Origin of the sequence: Paenibacillus sp. FSL H8-0280 (assembly GCF_045040665.1) — a bacterium.
Lineage (GTDB): Bacteria > Bacillota > Bacilli > Paenibacillales > Paenibacillaceae > Paenibacillus > Paenibacillus xylanexedens_A.
On record NZ_CP150296.1, the window covers coordinates 2,868,909 to 2,886,277 of the forward strand.

At 44.5% G+C, this 17,369-nt stretch carries 13 protein-coding genes; 8 read left to right on the forward strand and 5 right to left on the reverse strand.

All coding sequences use genetic code 11. From position 1 onward, the window contains the following. Positions 1 to 15: 15 nt before the first annotated feature. The 4 genes from MHI12_RS12950 to MHI12_RS12965 form a co-directional block, all read right to left on the reverse strand. Positions 16 to 651 (reverse strand): response regulator, encoded by a 636-nt coding sequence (locus tag MHI12_RS12950; RefSeq protein WP_405172580.1) that lies wholly within the window; start codon positions 649 to 651, stop codon positions 16 to 18. Further along, on the reverse strand, positions 648 to 2,951 hold the full coding sequence (locus MHI12_RS12955) for a sensor histidine kinase (RefSeq protein ID WP_405172581.1): 2,304 nt from the start codon (positions 2,949 to 2,951) through the stop codon (positions 648 to 650). The genes MHI12_RS12950 and MHI12_RS12955 overlap by 4 nt, the downstream gene beginning before the upstream one ends. Before the next feature lie 164 nt (positions 2,952 to 3,115). Then, positions 3,116 to 5,152: a serine hydrolase gene (locus tag MHI12_RS12960; protein WP_405172582.1), complete on the reverse strand. Its 2,037-nt coding sequence runs from the start codon at positions 5,150 to 5,152 to the stop codon at positions 3,116 to 3,118. Between the two features lie 309 nt (positions 5,153 to 5,461). Next, the gene (locus MHI12_RS12965) at positions 5,462 to 6,046 is read right to left on the reverse strand and encodes an AAA family ATPase (protein WP_091031308.1); all 585 of its coding nucleotides are present in this window, start codon (positions 6,044 to 6,046) and stop codon (positions 5,462 to 5,464) included. A 243-nt stretch (positions 6,047 to 6,289) separates the two neighbouring features. On the opposite strand from MHI12_RS12965, the gene MHI12_RS12970 reads away from it, so the two are divergent. Both MHI12_RS12970 and MHI12_RS12975 read left to right on the forward strand, forming a co-directional pair. Continuing rightward, positions 6,290 to 6,625: a PadR family transcriptional regulator gene (locus MHI12_RS12970; protein WP_076318094.1), complete on the forward strand. Its 336-nt coding sequence runs from the start codon at positions 6,290 to 6,292 to the stop codon at positions 6,623 to 6,625. After that, a complete protein-coding gene (locus MHI12_RS12975) occupies positions 6,622 to 7,959 on the forward strand; it encodes an FtsW/RodA/SpoVE family cell cycle protein (protein WP_405172583.1) in 1,338 nt (445 codons plus the stop codon). Before MHI12_RS12970 ends, MHI12_RS12975 begins: the two co-directional genes overlap by 4 nt. A 44-nt stretch (positions 7,960 to 8,003) precedes the next feature. On the opposite strand, the gene MHI12_RS12980 is transcribed toward MHI12_RS12975, so the two are convergent. Next, entirely contained in the window at positions 8,004 to 9,815 is a 1,812-nt protein-coding gene (locus MHI12_RS12980; RefSeq protein WP_405172584.1) for an ABC transporter substrate-binding protein, read from the reverse strand. A 134-nt stretch (positions 9,816 to 9,949) separates the two neighbouring features. Here MHI12_RS12980 and MHI12_RS12985 point away from each other — a divergent pair, with 134 nt between their 5' ends. The 6 genes from MHI12_RS12985 to MHI12_RS13010 all read left to right on the forward strand — a co-directional run bounded on the left by MHI12_RS12985 (position 9,950) and on the right by MHI12_RS13010 (position 17,245). After that, positions 9,950 to 11,569 (forward strand): DUF4153 domain-containing protein, encoded by a 1,620-nt coding sequence (locus tag MHI12_RS12985; RefSeq protein WP_405172585.1) that lies wholly within the window; start codon positions 9,950 to 9,952, stop codon positions 11,567 to 11,569. 92 nt (positions 11,570 to 11,661) lie between these two features. Next, a complete protein-coding gene (locus MHI12_RS12990) occupies positions 11,662 to 12,012 on the forward strand; it encodes a hypothetical protein (protein WP_235193801.1) in 351 nt (116 codons plus the stop codon). Continuing rightward, on the forward strand, positions 11,949 to 12,836 hold the full coding sequence (gene yidC, locus MHI12_RS12995) for a membrane protein insertase YidC (RefSeq protein WP_405172586.1): 888 nt from the start codon (positions 11,949 to 11,951) through the stop codon (positions 12,834 to 12,836). The genes MHI12_RS12990 and yidC overlap by 64 nt, the downstream gene beginning before the upstream one ends. A 288-nt stretch (positions 12,837 to 13,124) precedes the next feature. Continuing rightward, positions 13,125 to 15,092, forward strand: coding sequence for an AraC family transcriptional regulator (locus MHI12_RS13000; protein ID WP_405172587.1), 1,968 nt, complete (start codon positions 13,125 to 13,127; stop codon positions 15,090 to 15,092). 117 nt (positions 15,093 to 15,209) lie between these two features. Beyond that, positions 15,210 to 16,235, forward strand: coding sequence for an iron ABC transporter permease (locus MHI12_RS13005; protein WP_074094813.1), 1,026 nt, complete (start codon positions 15,210 to 15,212; stop codon positions 16,233 to 16,235). Continuing rightward, positions 16,232 to 17,245, forward strand: coding sequence for an iron ABC transporter permease (locus MHI12_RS13010; RefSeq protein ID WP_017688818.1), 1,014 nt, complete (start codon positions 16,232 to 16,234; stop codon positions 17,243 to 17,245). Before MHI12_RS13005 ends, MHI12_RS13010 begins: the two co-directional genes overlap by 4 nt. Positions 17,246 to 17,369: the final 124 nt, after the last annotated feature.

The following is a 17,369-nucleotide window of genomic DNA, read 5'->3' on the forward strand; positions in this document are numbered from 1 at the left end:
TAAGTGTGCATGCTTTTACCGTTTCTCAGGGAGTGTTAGGTCACCTAGAATACCTGCCTGATAGCCTTTGACTACAGCACCAATTCTGGACTTAACACCAAATTTCTGTGTAATAGAGGTGATATGATACTCCACTGTACGTTGACTGATCGCCAGATCCTGTGCAATTTCCTTATTGGTCATCTCCAGTGCAATGCGGTTAAGTACTTCCCGTTCAGTTGCTGTGAGAGACTCCTCCAGATTAGGGGATAACATGGTCTCTGGAATAAGAACATGTCCCAACATACTTTGGTGAATGGCGTTGATAATCTGTCCATACGTTGCTTGTTTCGACAAGTAGGCATGGACGCCCAGATCATAAGCTTTTAACTGGAATTCGTGATAGTTGTATCCGGATAGCAGTATGATTTTAACGGATAACCCGTATTGATCTTTCAATCTTCTCACAACCTCGAACCCGTCAAGCTGGGGCATGCGGATATCCATCACAACAACATCTGGTCGCAACGCCTCTACTTCGGATAAAAAAAGCAATGGATCGCTGAATGTTTTCAGTACCTGTATACCGGGTTCGCGGTTTAAGCGGTTGTTGAGACCTTCCATGACCAGGGGGTGATCATCAAGCAGTACGACTGTAATGGGTTCGCTCATTGTTCAGTTGCTCCTTTGGTTAAAGGCAAACGGATGTTGATTGAGGTTCCTTTGCCAAGGCTGGAATGTATGGTGAATTCTCCACCGAGATGCTGAATGCTGCTTTGTATGGATATCAAACCGAAGTGCCCTGTTGCAGTATCAAATGTGGTATGAACATTAAACCCCAAGCCGTCATCCTCTACTTGGAGAATCAAGTCATTATCCCTTGTATGTACCTGAATAGAGCAGAACGACGCCTGTGCGTGCTTCATCACATTCATGATAAGTTCGCGGATCGTCCGAAAGACGGTGGACTTCAGAGGTTCGTGCTTTAACTCTTCAGAGAGGGCGTTGTAGTTTAGTTCCATTCTGATGCCACTTTGCATTTGAAGTGTACGGATGAGCCATTGCAACGCTTCCTCAAGATCGCTTCGATCCATAATATGAGGGTAGAGATCATCACACAATTGACGTATATCTCTCTGGGAAGCATACAGGCACTCCAGCCAAACAGCCGTTTGATCCTTATGCGTCTCTCCGGTATCGTGTAATTCCTCCAAATCACGAGACAGGAAAATCAGATTTTGAAGCAGTTGATCATGAAGGAAATATGAGGTTTTCATACGCTCTGCCTGTTGGGCTTCCATCATAATATCATTGAACTGCCGATGACGGCGTATCTGGTGTTCATGAAGATCTGTCTGGTCTACACGGTATTCATATCGCTTCTGCAGATCGGATAAGAGTTTGCCATTGACGAGCATTCGAATCGCTTCCAGCCTGCCTTTATCAATGATATCCTGTTCTTCAGCTGAAAAAAGGGTGTGATTTTCTTTGTGACCAATGCCCAGAAATCCTATTGTCTCCGTAGTGGGTTCACCTGACAGCTCCCAAACCTGTGCCAAATCATATTTCTGTCGTACAACTTCAATATCCAACGCCTCATTATCGATATTCTGAATGGAAGTAAAAATCCCTGTACCTTCCTGAGAATATCTGTGCTTATCATCAATCCATATGACAATCATACCTTCAATATCGAGCATCTTGTGGAACATCTCGGCAAACACATGAATCATGTCCCGCATGTTTTGCTGCTCAGCCATTCGCACAGTCAACCGCAGTTGTTGGTGTTCCAACCAGTCTTTGTTAAGTTTGTTTTTCTTGCGTGAGCGGGTGAGCATGTACTGATACACCCAAGTGATCATTAAAAACGAGACAAACAGCAAGCTGATATGAATTAACGAATGCAGGTGAGAAGCAGCCAGAAACAGTAAAAATACGATCAAAGCATATAGTCCATGAATCATTAATCTTGGCATAACCAGTTTGAGGTCAAGCATACTCCGTTGTACAAGTACATAAGTGAACATCCATGATAAAGGCAGAAATCCAATTAATGTGTACTCTACAGGCAATAATGGTTCACCTTGAAGCAGGGTTGGAATGGCAAAACAGATGATGAATGGAATCAGGCTAACAAGTATTCCTGTTAACATGAGCAATAGCTGGTTCTGCTCCTTGCGGCTGTAGCTTTTACGATTAACCCATGTCATCCAGATTAAGGTCAGAAGGGTTGTGCAAAGTATAAAGTTAAGTAGATTGGTTGGACCAGACGGCGCAATAGGAGTACTGACGGTAGTAATGCCTTGATTGAACTGAACATCGGTCATCATCCACTGCTTGATGTACAAAAATACTAGGCCTGCAGAATAAGCAACTGCAATACCTCTGCTGATAAATAGTAACCACCGGAAACGATGCAGGCGGGTACGGAATACAAAAGACACATAAAAAGCAGTTAGACAATAAGGTAACCATGCCGCACAAAAGGCTAGAATATAATTGGATAAAGGCAACTGGGATGTGTATATCGTCAGTATACATATGGCCATGGACAGGTTAAGGAGGTAGAACAGACGCATCACTCGTGAACCGGGTTGGCTAAACAAGGCATAGGTTCCTGTCAGCAACAGCAATAATTCTACAATGGATGAGAAGCCGATGTTGAACCATTCACGTGGTCCAGGCTTCATTGTATGTTCGGATGCCTGACCGCGAGAAGTCTCAACGCCGATGGTGTAGGCTTCAGTCACTAAGAATACACCTTTTTGATGGAGTAACTGGACTTCTCTTTTGGGTTCCAGCGAGATAATGGTGTCACCCGATCTTATTCCGGATGTATAAGCTAACCCTTGCGGATCTACATCATGTACTGCCCAAGAATTGGAGGCATTTGGCGTTAACGAAAGTCCGATATAAGGATTCATAAATGAAGAGATATGGATATACGTGGCAGTCAGGATAAAGCACAACATCGTTACAAACCACACGAAATTAAATTTAGTTTTCATGAATCTATGTAATGAGAGTTTCAGTCGCATGGTAAAATCATCCGTTCTTATAAAATGCATCATTGGTAAAATGAAGTGGAAAAACAAGCCATGTAGCAATGACATGGCTTGCCGAGCATCACTCTATGTTAATGTAGCAGAGTGCCTAACATTTTGTACATCAAAACTGATGATTCCTGCCTGAGCATAGGTTGCTTCGATCGATAATCCACAGCACCGGTGCTGGATACAGATACTTCAGGACCGTAGAGACCTAGAGCAACCACAAACTGGACACCTTCTTCAGCCCAACGATCCTGTGAACCGATGAGATCGGCAGTTACGGCAGGTGCGCCAAGGAGTTGTTGTGCCGTTCTCGATATGATCACCGCGGCCTCTTGCCTTGTTATGGCTTGCTCGGGATGGAACAATCCACGGGTATTACCTTGCAGAATACCCAGTTCAAGAGCGGTTTGAATGTAGGCGGCATAGGGACTTGATTGGGTATCTTTAAATTTTGGTAATTGAGCTGAAATGGACATTCCGCTTATGCCCACAACCTGTGCTACAAACTCCCCACGACTAACAGACTTCTCTGGTTCAAATAGGGATTGATCCTGTGGATACAGGCCAATCTGTGTTAAGCGATAGATGTACGGAGCATAGGGATGGCCTTCTGGCACATCCTCATAAAGCCTAGCTTCTGGCAATTTTTCGGACCAGCTATCTGACTTATTGTAATAAAAGTACGTGATTTCCCCTGACTGATTTTTTTTGAAACCAGCAAGCTTGCCATCCTCATCCATGAACAGCATATCCTTAACGGGAGTTAAGGTGTGTATGCCATAAGCATCTATAACCTGAAGACCTGTCTCTGTTGCTGAAATATCATACAACCATGCGGGTAAACGGATATCCCGATATAGTCCCTCATAGGTACGGAGTGAAGACTTGGGTACACTATAATCACTAAAATGCGTCTCGTTGTTTGGATAAAAATGATCCATAAATGCTTGAAAAAGCGCTTCTCGTACATCTGGTCCATCACTGTTGGAGACGATAAATAGTCCAGTCTTCTCGTTGGGCAGCAGCCACAGATTGGAGTGGAATCCGTTAAGATCGCCTGCTTTACTCACGACTTTACGTCCATGATTATACTGAGAATAGGTGGATTCGAATCCGTAACCTGTGCCAGGTATATCCGGGTGTATGGAGACATCCAACGTTTGCATCGCTTGAACGGATGACGGTTCTAGTATACGTGCACCCTGGTACAAACCTTGATTGAGCTGCGCAAGCATAAAGTGAGCCATATCCCGTCCAGTCGTAATTAATCCGCCCTCAGGAGAGCTGTCCGGAACATTGGGATATTGCGGAAGTTCCTGTCCTTCAGCGCCATAAGGAGTTGCGAGTTTACTCAGCGTGTCTTTGCTTAGTGTAAAATGGCTATCCGACATATGAAGAGGGTTGAATATATGCTGTTGTACATAAGTCTCAAACGGAAGTTTAGACTGTTTCTGAACAATGTAGCCCAAGAGTGCATAGCCGTAATTGTCGTAACGGAAAACTTCTCCTGGATTGCGAACAACGGACGGTTTGTTGTCCTGGATGAATTGCTCAAGCGGATAAGAACTTTCCAGTTCTCTGTCTGAAGCTGCTGTATCTGTGAAATCAAACCCGCTGGTGTGGGTCATCAGATGTTCCAATGTTAACGCTGTTCCGGTATGGTTGGTCAGATGCAAAGCGTCTGTGTATGCGCTGATATTCTGATCAAGCTTTACGTTACCTTGCTCGGCCAATTGCATAATAGCGGTTGCTGTCAGCGTTTTGGAGATGGAGGCTACACGGAATAGAGTGGAGTCGGCGTCGACTGGGAGTTGTTTTGCCACATTGGCATAACCATATCCTTTATTCAACACAATCTGTTGATCGTGAACAACGGTGACTACCGCACCTTTCAGAGCAGACTTCACTTCAGGTTGGGCAAAGAATTGATTGATGAACGATTCAGTTTCCTGAGGGCTTACCTGAGGAAGAGGGAGACTGCTCTCTGCCGATACACTGGTTATTGTGGTGAAACTCAGAGATGCAACCAAGAGGATGTTGGCTACGGCACGTTTCCAATTAGGATTTGATTTGTAGCTGTGTTGTTGTCGAGTTGGACATGTTGCTACGTGAGATTTCATGAAATTCTCCTTTGAGTTGAGATATGTTGGCTATCTACATTTAAGTACATCTATAATCTATCAGTTCAAATGTGATGGCGATTCCGTAGTACGCGCTTATTACGGCAGGACTACCGCAAACATTTTTGCGTGATCCCGCAATTGTTGAGGATGAAGAGTAAGTTTTGAATGATCTTGAATATATGAAAAGAGGTATTTGTCATGATGGACCCAATGGGGGTCTCGACAAATACCTCTTTTTGTTTCGTCTTTTTATTTTCCATGCCAAGCGACATCGTGCAAAGGAATTGGGAAGTAGCTTTTATAAAACTACTCGTACATCCGTCGTTCAAGTTCAGCATAGGCAATCGCAGGATCATCACTGGAATTATCAATATAAGCGATGGATGCAGAAGGGAGCGGCCAAGCTATTTCTTTTCGGACGAGAGAAGCTCTGAAGGCATCCCAGTTCGCTAACTTCCATTCATCTAGTGGGGATTGTCTTGCTGAGATCCGTTTGTGATACAACGCTTCATTCTCAAGATAAATATAGGCAACCCGCACATCCGTATCTTTCAGAGAACGTCCAATCCGTGCGAGTTCCTGCTCGATCCAGTCAGGGGTACCGATTTCCTTGGTAAATGGCCCCACAACGATACTATCGATACCCAACTGAACGTTATCCAGAGCAGCATCCATCGTAATGCGGTACCCAAGATCACGGCATAACCTTTTGTATTCAGGTGAATCTCGGTCGGAGGGATCAAGTCCCTGAAGGGTCATGATCGCCTCAGCCGCAGGACGAAGCAGAATATCCATATCAAAGAAAGCCGCTTTATGTTTACGGGAAAGGGCTTTAGCAAGGGTGGTCTTGCCACTTCCGGCCCCGCCGAGAAAGAAAATTAGTTTGCTCATGAATGTAATGCCTCCTTAATTAAATTAAAAAATAGGATATGTAATTGAGTTATACGAATAGATAGATTCATCATTAGAGTACGTGAATGAAAGGACTTGTTTATTTTAACATAAATAAAGAAGCATGTTAGCTAGACAGAAAAGGAAGGATAAGGTAATATCATACCTAGTTGTTCTATGCATAGGTTTCCGATGTATATGATCAGAAGAATTTAAAAGTATGAAAAGGAAGGAGTGAGCACGTTGCAGGTTAACAAACAAATGATTAAAGGCAGTACCGAAACATTGATTCTGACCCTGCTTCAGGAACGACCGTTGTATGGTTATGAATTAATTAAGGAACTACATCGTCAATCCGAGGGTGTGTTTAATCTGAAAGAGGGCACGTTATACCCTATTTTGCATGCCATGGAGATTGAAGGATGGGTAGAGTCGTACTGGATGGAGGTCGAAGGCCGTAAACGGAAATATTATTCGATTTGTGACAAGGGGATGGAGGCCTTACAAAGTAAAAAAGCAGAGTGGAATTTGTTCCGTCGAGCTGTGGATCGGGTGCTTGGGGAAGGAGGCCTGACATGACGTATCGACATGAGCGAATTCAACATTATCTTGATCACATGTGTGTTCAGGTTAAAGCTCGCGAAGTACATAATGACTTGCGTGATGAGTTGGGAAACCACATGGAAGAGATGATTCTGAATAAAGAACAAGAAGGTTATACAGAGGAAGAAGCAATTTCATATGCCATTGAACAGATGGGTGATCCAGCTGTCGTAGGCAAGAGTATGCACCGATTGCATCGGCATCGAATGCATTGGGGTCTGTTAACGGGACTTGCCAGTTTGCTAATAATAAGCCTGCTGCTGATGTGGATTTATACGACAAATATTTCAGATGAAAACTATCAGTTGATATATATAAGTCATTTGATGTATACCATTTTTGGTTTAATACTGATGGTGTTTTTGATGTATTTTGATTATCAAAAATGGAAAAAAGCTGCCTGGTGGATCTATATTTTGTTAAGTGGTATGTTGTGGATTAATCCGCTGGTATCACCGTTTGATTACGGTGTACAACGGTTCTGGAGCATATTCGGTTTTACAATTGATCTTACAACGACATCGATGTGGGTATTGCCTCTCACCATAGGTGCAATTATGCTGGATAAGTTGAGCACCAAGTGTGATGTACAATCCGTCTCAACATATATGCTTCTTGTGGCTTTGCCGTCTTATAGCCTATTTCAAGCTTCAGATTGGGTACGATTGTTTCTGTTCGGAACGGCAACGCTGATCATGCTTGCCTGGATTACACGAAAATGGCTCTATACTTTCATCGGAGCTACAATAACCGGAAGTGTTATTATGTTGCAGTTGTTTTTGACAGGTGAATACAAGCGCTTTGAGAGACTCTCTGTCGTTTTGAATCTTCAGAATGATCTGCTGGGGAACTTCGAGTATAACCGTTCAATTATAAGTATCCTTCAGTCCGCCGGATGGTGGGGCAACGGTTTTGACATAACCTTTGGAATTTCCCAAAGGTTTTATATGGACTATCCCGGTGTGATGCTTATTGATGTGTTTGGCTGGTCAGCAGGCATTTTGCTATTGCTTGGAATCGTATGGTTTATTGCCAGTATGTTAAAGACGTTGCCTTGTATTAGGGATGGTTTTGGTCGAATGATTATTTTCAGTATTACAATCACGTTCGCTTTGCAAATGTTATATTCTCTTGCGATGACTACCGGGAAGGTTCCAATTGTCAGTGTCAACTTTCCTTTTATCGGGCGCGGCATTCATATAATATTAGAATACGCCATGATGGGTTTACTGCTTGGAGTATATCGTCGTAAAGATACCACTTTATTGAGAAGCAAACAGAGACATCCGATCACGATATTGTCAAAATAAAAAAGACACGTGATCGGATGGTATAAGTAAATATAATACGATGTCTAATCAAACTGACTTGCTCGCACGTCAGAAGGAAACCAGATATGACGCAGGTTCACCCAGCCCTGGCTGTTGAAAGATAGACCACGTACCGAAGGCAGATAAGCCGTCTCTACCGGTTTTTCAGATAAATGGAACAGTAAATTCTGATCAACCAAAAATTGCTCAATTCGATCTAATTCACAAGTTCGATCCGCAACGATGGGAGAGGCGGCGATGGTTTGCAAGATCTCATGAATCGTTATACGAGCAGAACCTTCCAGATGCTCAGATAACGTAGAGTAAAGATCATACCTTCGCAGTTCTTCGTCCCTGTCCCGAATGAGAGAGAAGAGAATCAGATCAGATTCCAGCCGCAGGTTTCCTTTGAACTGCTCCATCGTAGCGGTTCGGACGGTACAGGAGAAACCGCACTGCTCCAGTATGGACGCCAGATATTGGGCATCCCTGCGATATTGTGGAATGGTTGCAATGTGCAGGGAGATGGGACTGGAAGATACGGAACTTATCGATATATCGCTAAATCCCTCAGGGTCAACCATCCCGGTATTTCCCGCACTAAAATCAGGCACAACGACCTCAGAGTCATCGGCACGTCCGTCATCTCTATACATTCCAGCAAGGCATAACTGAAGGTGTGCTCTTACTTCCGGATCGTTTAACGGTCCGGTTTTTTGTGTATTACACGTGAGTAATTTATGAACCATCACACCCGCACTAATCTGTGTCCAGTCTGCACCCGCAGACGAAGACGGATTATGAACAAGATGAAAGAACGGAGTTTCGATATCTTGGCTATCGTCCATTTTTGCCGAGGCAGTCCACGGAATTTGCAGGATATCCACCCGGTCCATATGTGCTCTACCCTGAAAATACGATGAAAAGGCTTCAAGTCTGCATAAGTGATCATCCCAGGCAGTGACCTTGAACGGCCCCGTCCCAACAGGTTTTTGCATCCCATGCATATCACCCGAGTGTTTCATCTTCTGTTCGTTTGTTCCTGGTGAGGGTACAATCGCCGCACGACTCGTTGTCAGGAAGGACAAAAACAATTCATGAGGATCTTTCAACTGGAAACACACGGTTAAGGAATCGACCGCTTCAATAGATAGAATCTGTTTACTTACATCACGGTACAGTGTCCGGCGATCTGTAGATTGCAGCCGTTCAAACGTATGTACAATATCATGGGACGTCAACAACTGACCATTGTGAAAAGTAATACCTTTCCGCAGATAAAAGATCCATGTCTTTCGGTCTGCACTGACATCCCAAGTATGAGCGAGACATGGGAGAATCTCTCCATGTTCACCCCGCTGAACCAACCCGTCAAAGACATGGCTAGTAACAAAGGATTCAGCTAATAGATTAATGTAAAGCGGATCAAGCGCATGAAGCTGTTGGCGCAGAGGCAGCCGAAGCGTATCAATCTGCTCATTATTGGTGCCGGCTTCCGTATGATGTCCTGAATACCCTAGCAACCACTGGTTTAGATGATCCTGCATGATTGTTGAACTGGAGAATGCGCTCACCTGCTCGGCAGTTTCCTGTAACTCCCGGCGATTCATGGCCTGCATCATATATTCTGCGGCGATTTGATCAGCCGGAACAAGCAAAGTCAGTGAAGAACGCCGACCCCGGCCACGCTGGGAAACCCAACGAATCCAATCATGGGCAACCATCTTTTTAACAATCGTTAACGTATTGCGGTGTGTACAATTTAGCAACTCAGCGAGATCGGCGAGTGTAAGTTCATGTTCTGTATGGTGACCGTAATGACGATGCAACAGCAGATATTGCTGATGTAATTTCAAGTGTTGATTCCCTCCTGGAGGTGAACTCTGACGTGTTCCTCTAAAATAAGAAGTTTTGTCGATTTTAATTTCTATTTATATTCCTATTTTATCATCTAGAATATAGCATAGAAAGGTTAATGGAGGTTTTTCCCATGATTGATAAAATAATGGCTTCACCGCAACGCGCTCTAATCACGCTACTGTCTGCATGGATGCTGGCGATCATTCACCAGTATTTATTCTATGGTAATGAGATTGGCGTATCGTATCCTATCTTTGTAATTCTCTTTTATGTGTTCATGTATCTGTTTGCCCGGGACCGCATGAGGTCTTTCAAGTTCATTGATGCTTTTGTAGCGGCTGTAGTGCTATTGTTGTCGCTAACGTTCCTGTTATACGACAATGAACTGCTGTATGTTCTTAATTTTCTGGTTGTACCAGGCGTAGTTATCTTACATATGACGTATCTGATGGGCAGAAAACAGAAGCAGTGGTGGGAGATTGGTTTGATTGGTACGGCTATTGACCACTTGCTGCCTCAAGCCATACGTCATTGGGGGACTGTTGCTGCTATTGCTGTGAGAGCAGGCGGGCGTGGCATGGGCAAATCCCAAAAAACAGTTGTTTTCAAAGTGCTCATTGGTCTTGTGGCGTCCTTGCCTATCCTCATTGTAGTCGTTGCATTACTGTCCTCCGCTGACGGGGTCTTTGATCAGTATTTAGCCGGTTTTCCGGAGTGGCTGAATCAATTGGCTTTTACTCCAGGGATACCGAGAATCATCTGGATTGTCATCGCAGGTGTATTGCTGTTCGGTTATGTATGGGGATTTGTACAGCCAATGCAATATGAGGCAGAGAAGAGAGAGAACGCACATTGGAAAAATGGAGTAGCATCCACGGTTGATAAGCGTGATCAGACCTATATATTCTCTCCTGTGGACCCGGCCACTGAAGTTCAGGTTACCAATAAGATTATACCCGAGCCCGAACGCACTCCGGTTCATCGGGAACCATTCAGATTGGACCCCATCATTGTGGGGACGATGCTGATTGTCATTAACTGTGTGTACGTTTTGTTTGTACTTGTACAGTTTTCGTATCTGTTTGGTGCAGGAGAGGGGCATCTTCCGGTAGATCTGTCTTACGCAGATTATGCGAGAAGTGGATTCGCAGAGTTAATTCTCGTCACAGGTATTAACTTCTTTATTCTTATTGTTGCTTTGCAGTATACCCGTTCGAGTGGCAAAGCGGGTTCCATCGTGCATCAGGTACTTCTCCTGATTCTGGTCAGTTGTTCAGCAATTATGTTGTATTCCGCGTTTATGCGCCTAAATCTGTATGAGCAGGCATATGGATATACGTACATCCGCTTCCTGGTACACGCATTCATGATCTTCCTCGCACTCCTCTTGCTGATTGCTGGCCTTCGTATACGGTACACCTCAATACCGCTGATCCGCTGGTATATTGTGCTGGCGCTAACTGCTTATGTTGCTGTAAATTATGTGGGCATGGATAAACGGATTGCCGAGCTGAATATTGAACGTTATCATCAGACTGGCAATATTGATGCAACCTATCTGGCAAGTCTGTCGGCAGATGCAGTTCCGTTACTTCGTGAGTTTGCTCTGGAGGAGTATCCGGATCTCAAGAGGGAAATGCTGGAACGACAAGCATATCTGGATATGGATACATCAGATCGTTCATGGCCTTCTTATAACGTGGCAAGACACCGAGCTGAGCTAGAAATGTCCAAATTGAGAACGGAATAGCTGAACAGTAGTTGTTTTCACGTACGGATTTATGCAAAAACAATATGTAAGTGTTATAATATAAAAACTAACCTATAAAGGGGGTGAATCCCTTGTTTGAACTGCAGGAGTTATTACCATATTTATTCTCGATTGGACTCATCTTCACCGTCAGTTATGCCTATATTGCCCATCTTCATTGTGGCATGACAGAGTACTGGATGGAAGGTGGCGCCGGTGGTGGACTTGAACCTGTACTTCCCGCCCTGTGTTTGGACAGACAGCATAGACAGGAAGACTGGAGCCGCATGATTAGACGAAGAGAAGCGCCCGATGAAGATGAACCAGATTGTCATTCCTCGTTGAACGATTGGTCAACAAATCAACGAGGAGGATATATATGGAACATAAGACCAACAAGGGATTCACTTTTACTTCGGGCAAGGGACGGATCTATGGCCTGATTGCCATTTTGTTTGCAGTCACGTTGCTTGCCGGATGCAGTAACAACGTGTCGGAGATTACTTCATCGACACCGGGATTTTTTAATCACTATATTGTATTTCCACTGTCGTATCTCATACAGCACATTGCCACTATATTTAATGGAAGCTATGGGGTCGCGATTATCGTGATTACGCTGGTCATTCGTCTGGCACTGTTGCCCTTGATGATGCGTCAAGCCAAGTCCCAGCAGGGAACACGAGTCATCATGAACGCCATGAAACCCGAAATGGATGCGCTCAAGAAAAAATATGAAGGCAAAAATGATCCTGCTGATAAGCAAAAGCTGTCTCAGGAAACGATGGAGCTATACAAGAAACATAAGTTCAATCCGCTGAACATTGGTTGCTTGCCGATGCTCATTCAGTTGCCTATCCTGTCAGGTATCTACACGGCTATCCGACTTACACCGGAACTGTCTTCTCATTCGTTCCTGTGGTTCAAACTGGGAGCGCCGGACTACGTACTCGCTGTGGTGGTCGCGGTCATATATCTGATTCAAGCCAAGGTATCACAAGCCAATATGGCGCCTGAGCAGCGAAAACAGTTCGCCATTATGGGTTATCTCTCCCCATTGATGATGGCATTCTTTTCTCTTACAGCTCCGGCAGCGATGCCGCTCTACTGGACAGTTGGGGGTTCATTCCTGGTACTACAGACATTATTGTTCCGCAAAATGTACCCGGTGGAGCACCCACAGGAGCCTGTGGTTGTGGAAGTAAGTAAGAAAAAGAATAAAAAATACAGCTCCGCCAAACCTTCTCGGAAACCTGCAAAGTCTTAATAAATTTGGTCGCAGGTGACAAGAGAAACATGGTGACTACGTAATCTTGTTGAATACAAAAAACATAATGAAGAAGCCTGATCCATATGGATCAGGCTTTTTTTGTACTCTCAGGTGTTCCTTTTTAGTTTTTTTTACGAAAGCGGATGAAAAGCATAACGTCTACTGCCTGTTCCCCAATATCACTTAATGATGATATACTTACCTGATCAAATATGATATTGATAATCAATATCAATTATTGAGTGATGTATACATTGGAAAAAGTGAAACGAGGAGCGCGGATAGATGCAAGAGGAAGAAGCAAGACAGGGATTTACACCGGAGATGATTGATATGATGGCCAGTATCTGGACACGTTCGAACATTACATTAATAGATGTACGCTTTCAGAATGTAGCGTCACAATACCCGTTGGAGCAATATAAAATGCCTAGTAGCATGTTTATCTATGCATATGGGGGAGAAGCGCAAATCCAACTGAATGAAACCACATTTGCAATGGAACGTTTTGGCTTAGTTCACGGTGGGAAGGGGAGCCTGCTCAGTATTACGCCTAAAGAGGAGATTGTGAATACCTTTATGGTTTTCTATAGAGCAGAATCACCTCTCTTTTTCAAGAAACATCTGCAGCAATTACTGGAGCAAGTAAATCCATTTGTTCAACAGTTTGGCTATACGCCAAGTAATCCCATCTTGCTACGCGATTGGTTCCAACGGATGATGAATGGCTGGAAACGGGGAAAGGCGATGGATCAGTTGCAGGCCAAAAGTTTTTTATATCAATTGATTCATGAGGTGTACAGGGATTTGGAGGGTGGTGAGATTCGGTATCTCCAGCCAGACCCAGCCTGTTCTGCCAAGATATATCTCGATAAACATTACAGGGAGCCGATTATGTTCCAACAAATTGCCGATATGTTTGGGATCAGTGGTGGACAATTGACGCGTTTGTTCAAAAAAAGGGAAGGGATGAACTTACAGGAGTATCTCATTCAGAGAAGGATTGAAGCAGCCTGTCATGACTTGAAACATACAGAAGCGACGGTTAAAGAAATCGCAACTGGAGCTGGTTTCGCAGATGAGAAAAACCTGTTCCGCATGTTTAAGAAGCATTACAAGATGACGCCAAGTGATTATCGGAAAATAAACGCACTATCCATGCAGGTTGATGGTATTGATAATGATTCTCATCTCCCTTACGATGAGAGGGAACTAGCGAGCCTAGTCAAGTCTTATAGAGATGGGGAATCAACGATGTTTGGAACATTAAGAAGTAAAGAAATGATTTTGGCGGCGGCGATAAGCATGATGCTCTTATTGACGGCATGTACGTCGGGGACGCCAGCGAATAATGGGGGAACGGCAAATACAACACCTGCGCAGACACAGCAGACGGTACAACAGGAAGGGTCGGAGACAAAAGCTTCAGAAGCAGTCTCGCAGACCAGAACGATATCCACAGTTAAGGGTGATGTTGAGGTACCTAACAACCCTCAGCGAGTTGTAGTCGATTATTTGGTTGGTGATGTGGTAGCCCTAGGTGTAACTCCTTTAGGTGTGGCTAGAGCTGCACGGGGAGAGACAGAGCCTGTATATGCTAACCAGATTACAGACTCCATAAAAGTAGCCATGGAGCCGGAAGATATCATGACGCTTGAGCCTGATCTTATCATTTTGGCATGGAGTGATGAGTCGTATGATGATTTATCCAAAATTGCCCCGACCATTTATGTTCCCTATGGTGATATGACTACAGAGGAGCGGATACAATTTATTAGCGATGTTTTGAACAAACAGGAAGAGGCTAAGGATGTTTTGAATGCTTATACCGGAAAAATCGAAGAAGCAAAGCTAGCCTTTCAGAATGCGGGCCTATCCGATGTGACGATTACGGTTGGGGAATTCAGTGATAAAAGTAACTACATAGCTGGAGCCAAGCATGCCGTTGGCGAGCTTGTTTACGATGAACTTCAATTGCAGGCACCTGCAAAAGTCCAAACGGATATTATCGATGCAGATAAATATTGGGGTGATGTCTCCATGGAAGTATTACCCGCTTACTCTGGGGATTATATGATCTTCTTAGGAGATGGAAACGTTGCTTCTGATAATGCAGTGTGGAATGCCATACCTGCTGTGCAACATGATCGGATCGTAAAGGTAGATTCTTCGCTATCTTGGTCTACGGACATAATGACTTCCAGTGCATTGATTGATTATATTGTTAGTCAATTGCTGGCATTAGCTAAATAAGAGTTAGAACGAAATTTTAATTGAGCACTCCAAATTTTCAAACATGACCAATCGAATTTATGGACGTTAATATCCATATTCGTTTGGATTGTCAATAGGTGATGAAAGGGAAACGAAATGAAAAGCAAGCCTGAACAAAAACGCCGTGGGGCGATGAACTTCACCATGTACATGGTAGTGGGGCTTGGATTAACGGTTCTCATGTCGGCGGCATCAATTATGTTTGGTGCTGCTGATATGAGGTTAGCAACGGTATGGGAGGCTATTTTCCGATTTGATCCAATGCTCACTGAACATCAAATTATCCAAACCATGCGTCTTCCGCGTACCGTAGCCGATCTGATCGTTGGGTGCAGCCTTGCGGTATGTGGCGCTATCATGCAAGGGACAACGCGCAATCCGCTGGCCGACTCCGGGCTCATGGGGATTAGCTCTGGCGCAGCATTTGCAATTGCACTATGCCTGGCCTTTCTGCCAGGTTATTCGTATTGGCAGATGATGTTATTCGCTTGTCTGGGAGCAGCGATCGCCACCGGTATGACGTACTTTACCGCGTCACTGGGCAATCGCGGAATGACGCCTCAGCGGCTTGTACTCGCAGGTCTGTCTATTTCAATGTTGTTTGGCGCACTCAGTCAGTACTTGGCGATCAATTATAACCTGGGCCGAGCATTAACATTCTGGACGGCGGGTAGTACAGCGGGGGTCAAATGGGGAGAATTGCTGATTATCTCACCGCTCTTTGTTGGTGGTATACTGCTGGCACTGGCGCTGTCCCCTTCCGTTACATTGCTCAGTTTGGGAGATGATGTGGCAAGTGGACTCGGCATTCGTAGCGGACTGGTCAAGATTTTGTCGACAATTATTGTACTTGTGCTGACTGGATTGGCTGTTGTTGTGGTTGGCCCGGTTGGTTTTGTGGGTCTGATCACCCCGCATATTGTGCGATATATGGTAGGTGTCGACTATCGATACATTATTCCGGCAGCGGCGTTATATGGTGCGTTGCTGACCGTATCGGCCGATTTGGCTGGACGTTTGATCAATAAACCGTTCGAAACGCCGATTGCCATTATATTTTCTATCATTGGTGTGCCGTATTTTCTCTTCTTGGCTCGAAGACAAAGGAGGGAATATGAATGATCAAGCGGCGTTATACGATGAAACGAGGCATTATCATCAATGTAGTGCTTATGGTGCTCATCCTTGTGTTTGCGATCATTAGCATGAATTCTGGCAAAATGAATCTTTCACCGCTAGAAGTGCTAAACGTTCTCATAGGAAACGGTACCGATAAGCAAAATCTGATTGTGTTTGATTTTCGTTTGCCACGAATTGTACTTTCGATTTTGGTAGGTCTGGGAATGGGAGCGGCGGGGGTCGTGATGCAGAGTTTGCTGCGTAATGACATGGCTAGTCCGGGAACATTGGGAATTAGTTCGGGATCGGGTTTGTTTGTCCTGTTCTTTGTTGTATTCATTGCATCCACAGGAAAGAGTTCCTTTATTGCTCTGCCTCTGTTGGCTTTTGTTGGCGGACTATTGGCAGCGGGTTTGATCTTTTTATTATCGTATCGCCGCGGACGAGACATCTCGCCAATCGGTTTGATCTTGACCGGGGTCGCGCTAGGAAGCGGGTACGGGGCGCTGACGACTTTCTTGACACTCAAGCTGGATGATTCGCAGATGAACTTCATGCTGTATTGGCTGGCGGGGAGCCTATGGGGCGATGATTGGGGCTATATTTCCATACTGACACCATGGGTCTTGATCTTACTCGGCTATATTTTTTACAAGGCTCGCATACTGAATGCCCTCCATTTGGGCAATCAGACAGCACAGGGGCTTGGTGTTTCCGTGAAGCGACAGTTCTTGGGGTTGTCAATCGCTGCTGTTGCTTTATCCTCTGGCAGTGTAGCTGTGGGAGGCAGCTTCTTTTTCGTTGGATTGATCGCTCCGCATATGGCCAGAAAACTGGTCGGTCCCGATCACAAATTGCTCATTCCGGCTGCCAGCTTGGCTGGGGGACTAGTCGTGGTGTTGGCTGACACGATTACGCGCACGGTTAGCCTCGTAGGAGATGTGCCAACAGGAATCGTTATTACAGTTATTAGTGTTCCATATTTTCTTTATTTACTAGCAAAAGCCAAATAACACAATCAATAATATAGTCGGAATTTTTTGTGGAAAACGGCTTGGCAGGACTGTGCGCTGCATTTTAAAGCAGAATGCACGATATCAAAAGTTCAAACATCGAAGTTACCCTGTATTACCGCTA

Excerpts from the sequence above, each read along its gene's own strand:
- MHI12_RS12950 (WP_405172580.1), bottom strand. The coding sequence starts at position 651 with ATGAGCGAACCCATTACAGTCGTACTGCTTGATGATCACCCCCTGGTC.
- MHI12_RS12955 (WP_405172581.1), bottom strand. The coding sequence starts at position 2,951 with ATGTTGTGCTTTATCCTGACTGCCACGTATATCCATATCTCTTCATTT.
- MHI12_RS12960 (WP_405172582.1), bottom strand. The coding sequence starts at position 5,152 with ATGAAATCTCACGTAGCAACATGTCCAACTCGACAACAACACAGCTAC.
- MHI12_RS12965 (WP_091031308.1), bottom strand. The coding sequence starts at position 6,046 with ATGAGCAAACTAATTTTCTTTCTCGGCGGGGCCGGAAGTGGCAAGACC.
- MHI12_RS12975 (WP_405172583.1), top strand. The coding sequence starts at position 6,622 with ATGACGTATCGACATGAGCGAATTCAACATTATCTTGATCACATGTGT.
- MHI12_RS12985 (WP_405172585.1), top strand. The coding sequence starts at position 9,950 with ATGATTGATAAAATAATGGCTTCACCGCAACGCGCTCTAATCACGCTA.
- yidC (WP_405172586.1), top strand. The coding sequence starts at position 11,949 with ATGGAACATAAGACCAACAAGGGATTCACTTTTACTTCGGGCAAGGGA.
- MHI12_RS13000 (WP_405172587.1), top strand. The coding sequence starts at position 13,125 with ATGCAAGAGGAAGAAGCAAGACAGGGATTTACACCGGAGATGATTGAT.
- MHI12_RS13005 (WP_074094813.1), top strand. The coding sequence starts at position 15,210 with ATGAAAAGCAAGCCTGAACAAAAACGCCGTGGGGCGATGAACTTCACC.
- MHI12_RS13010 (WP_017688818.1), top strand. The coding sequence starts at position 16,232 with ATGATCAAGCGGCGTTATACGATGAAACGAGGCATTATCATCAATGTA.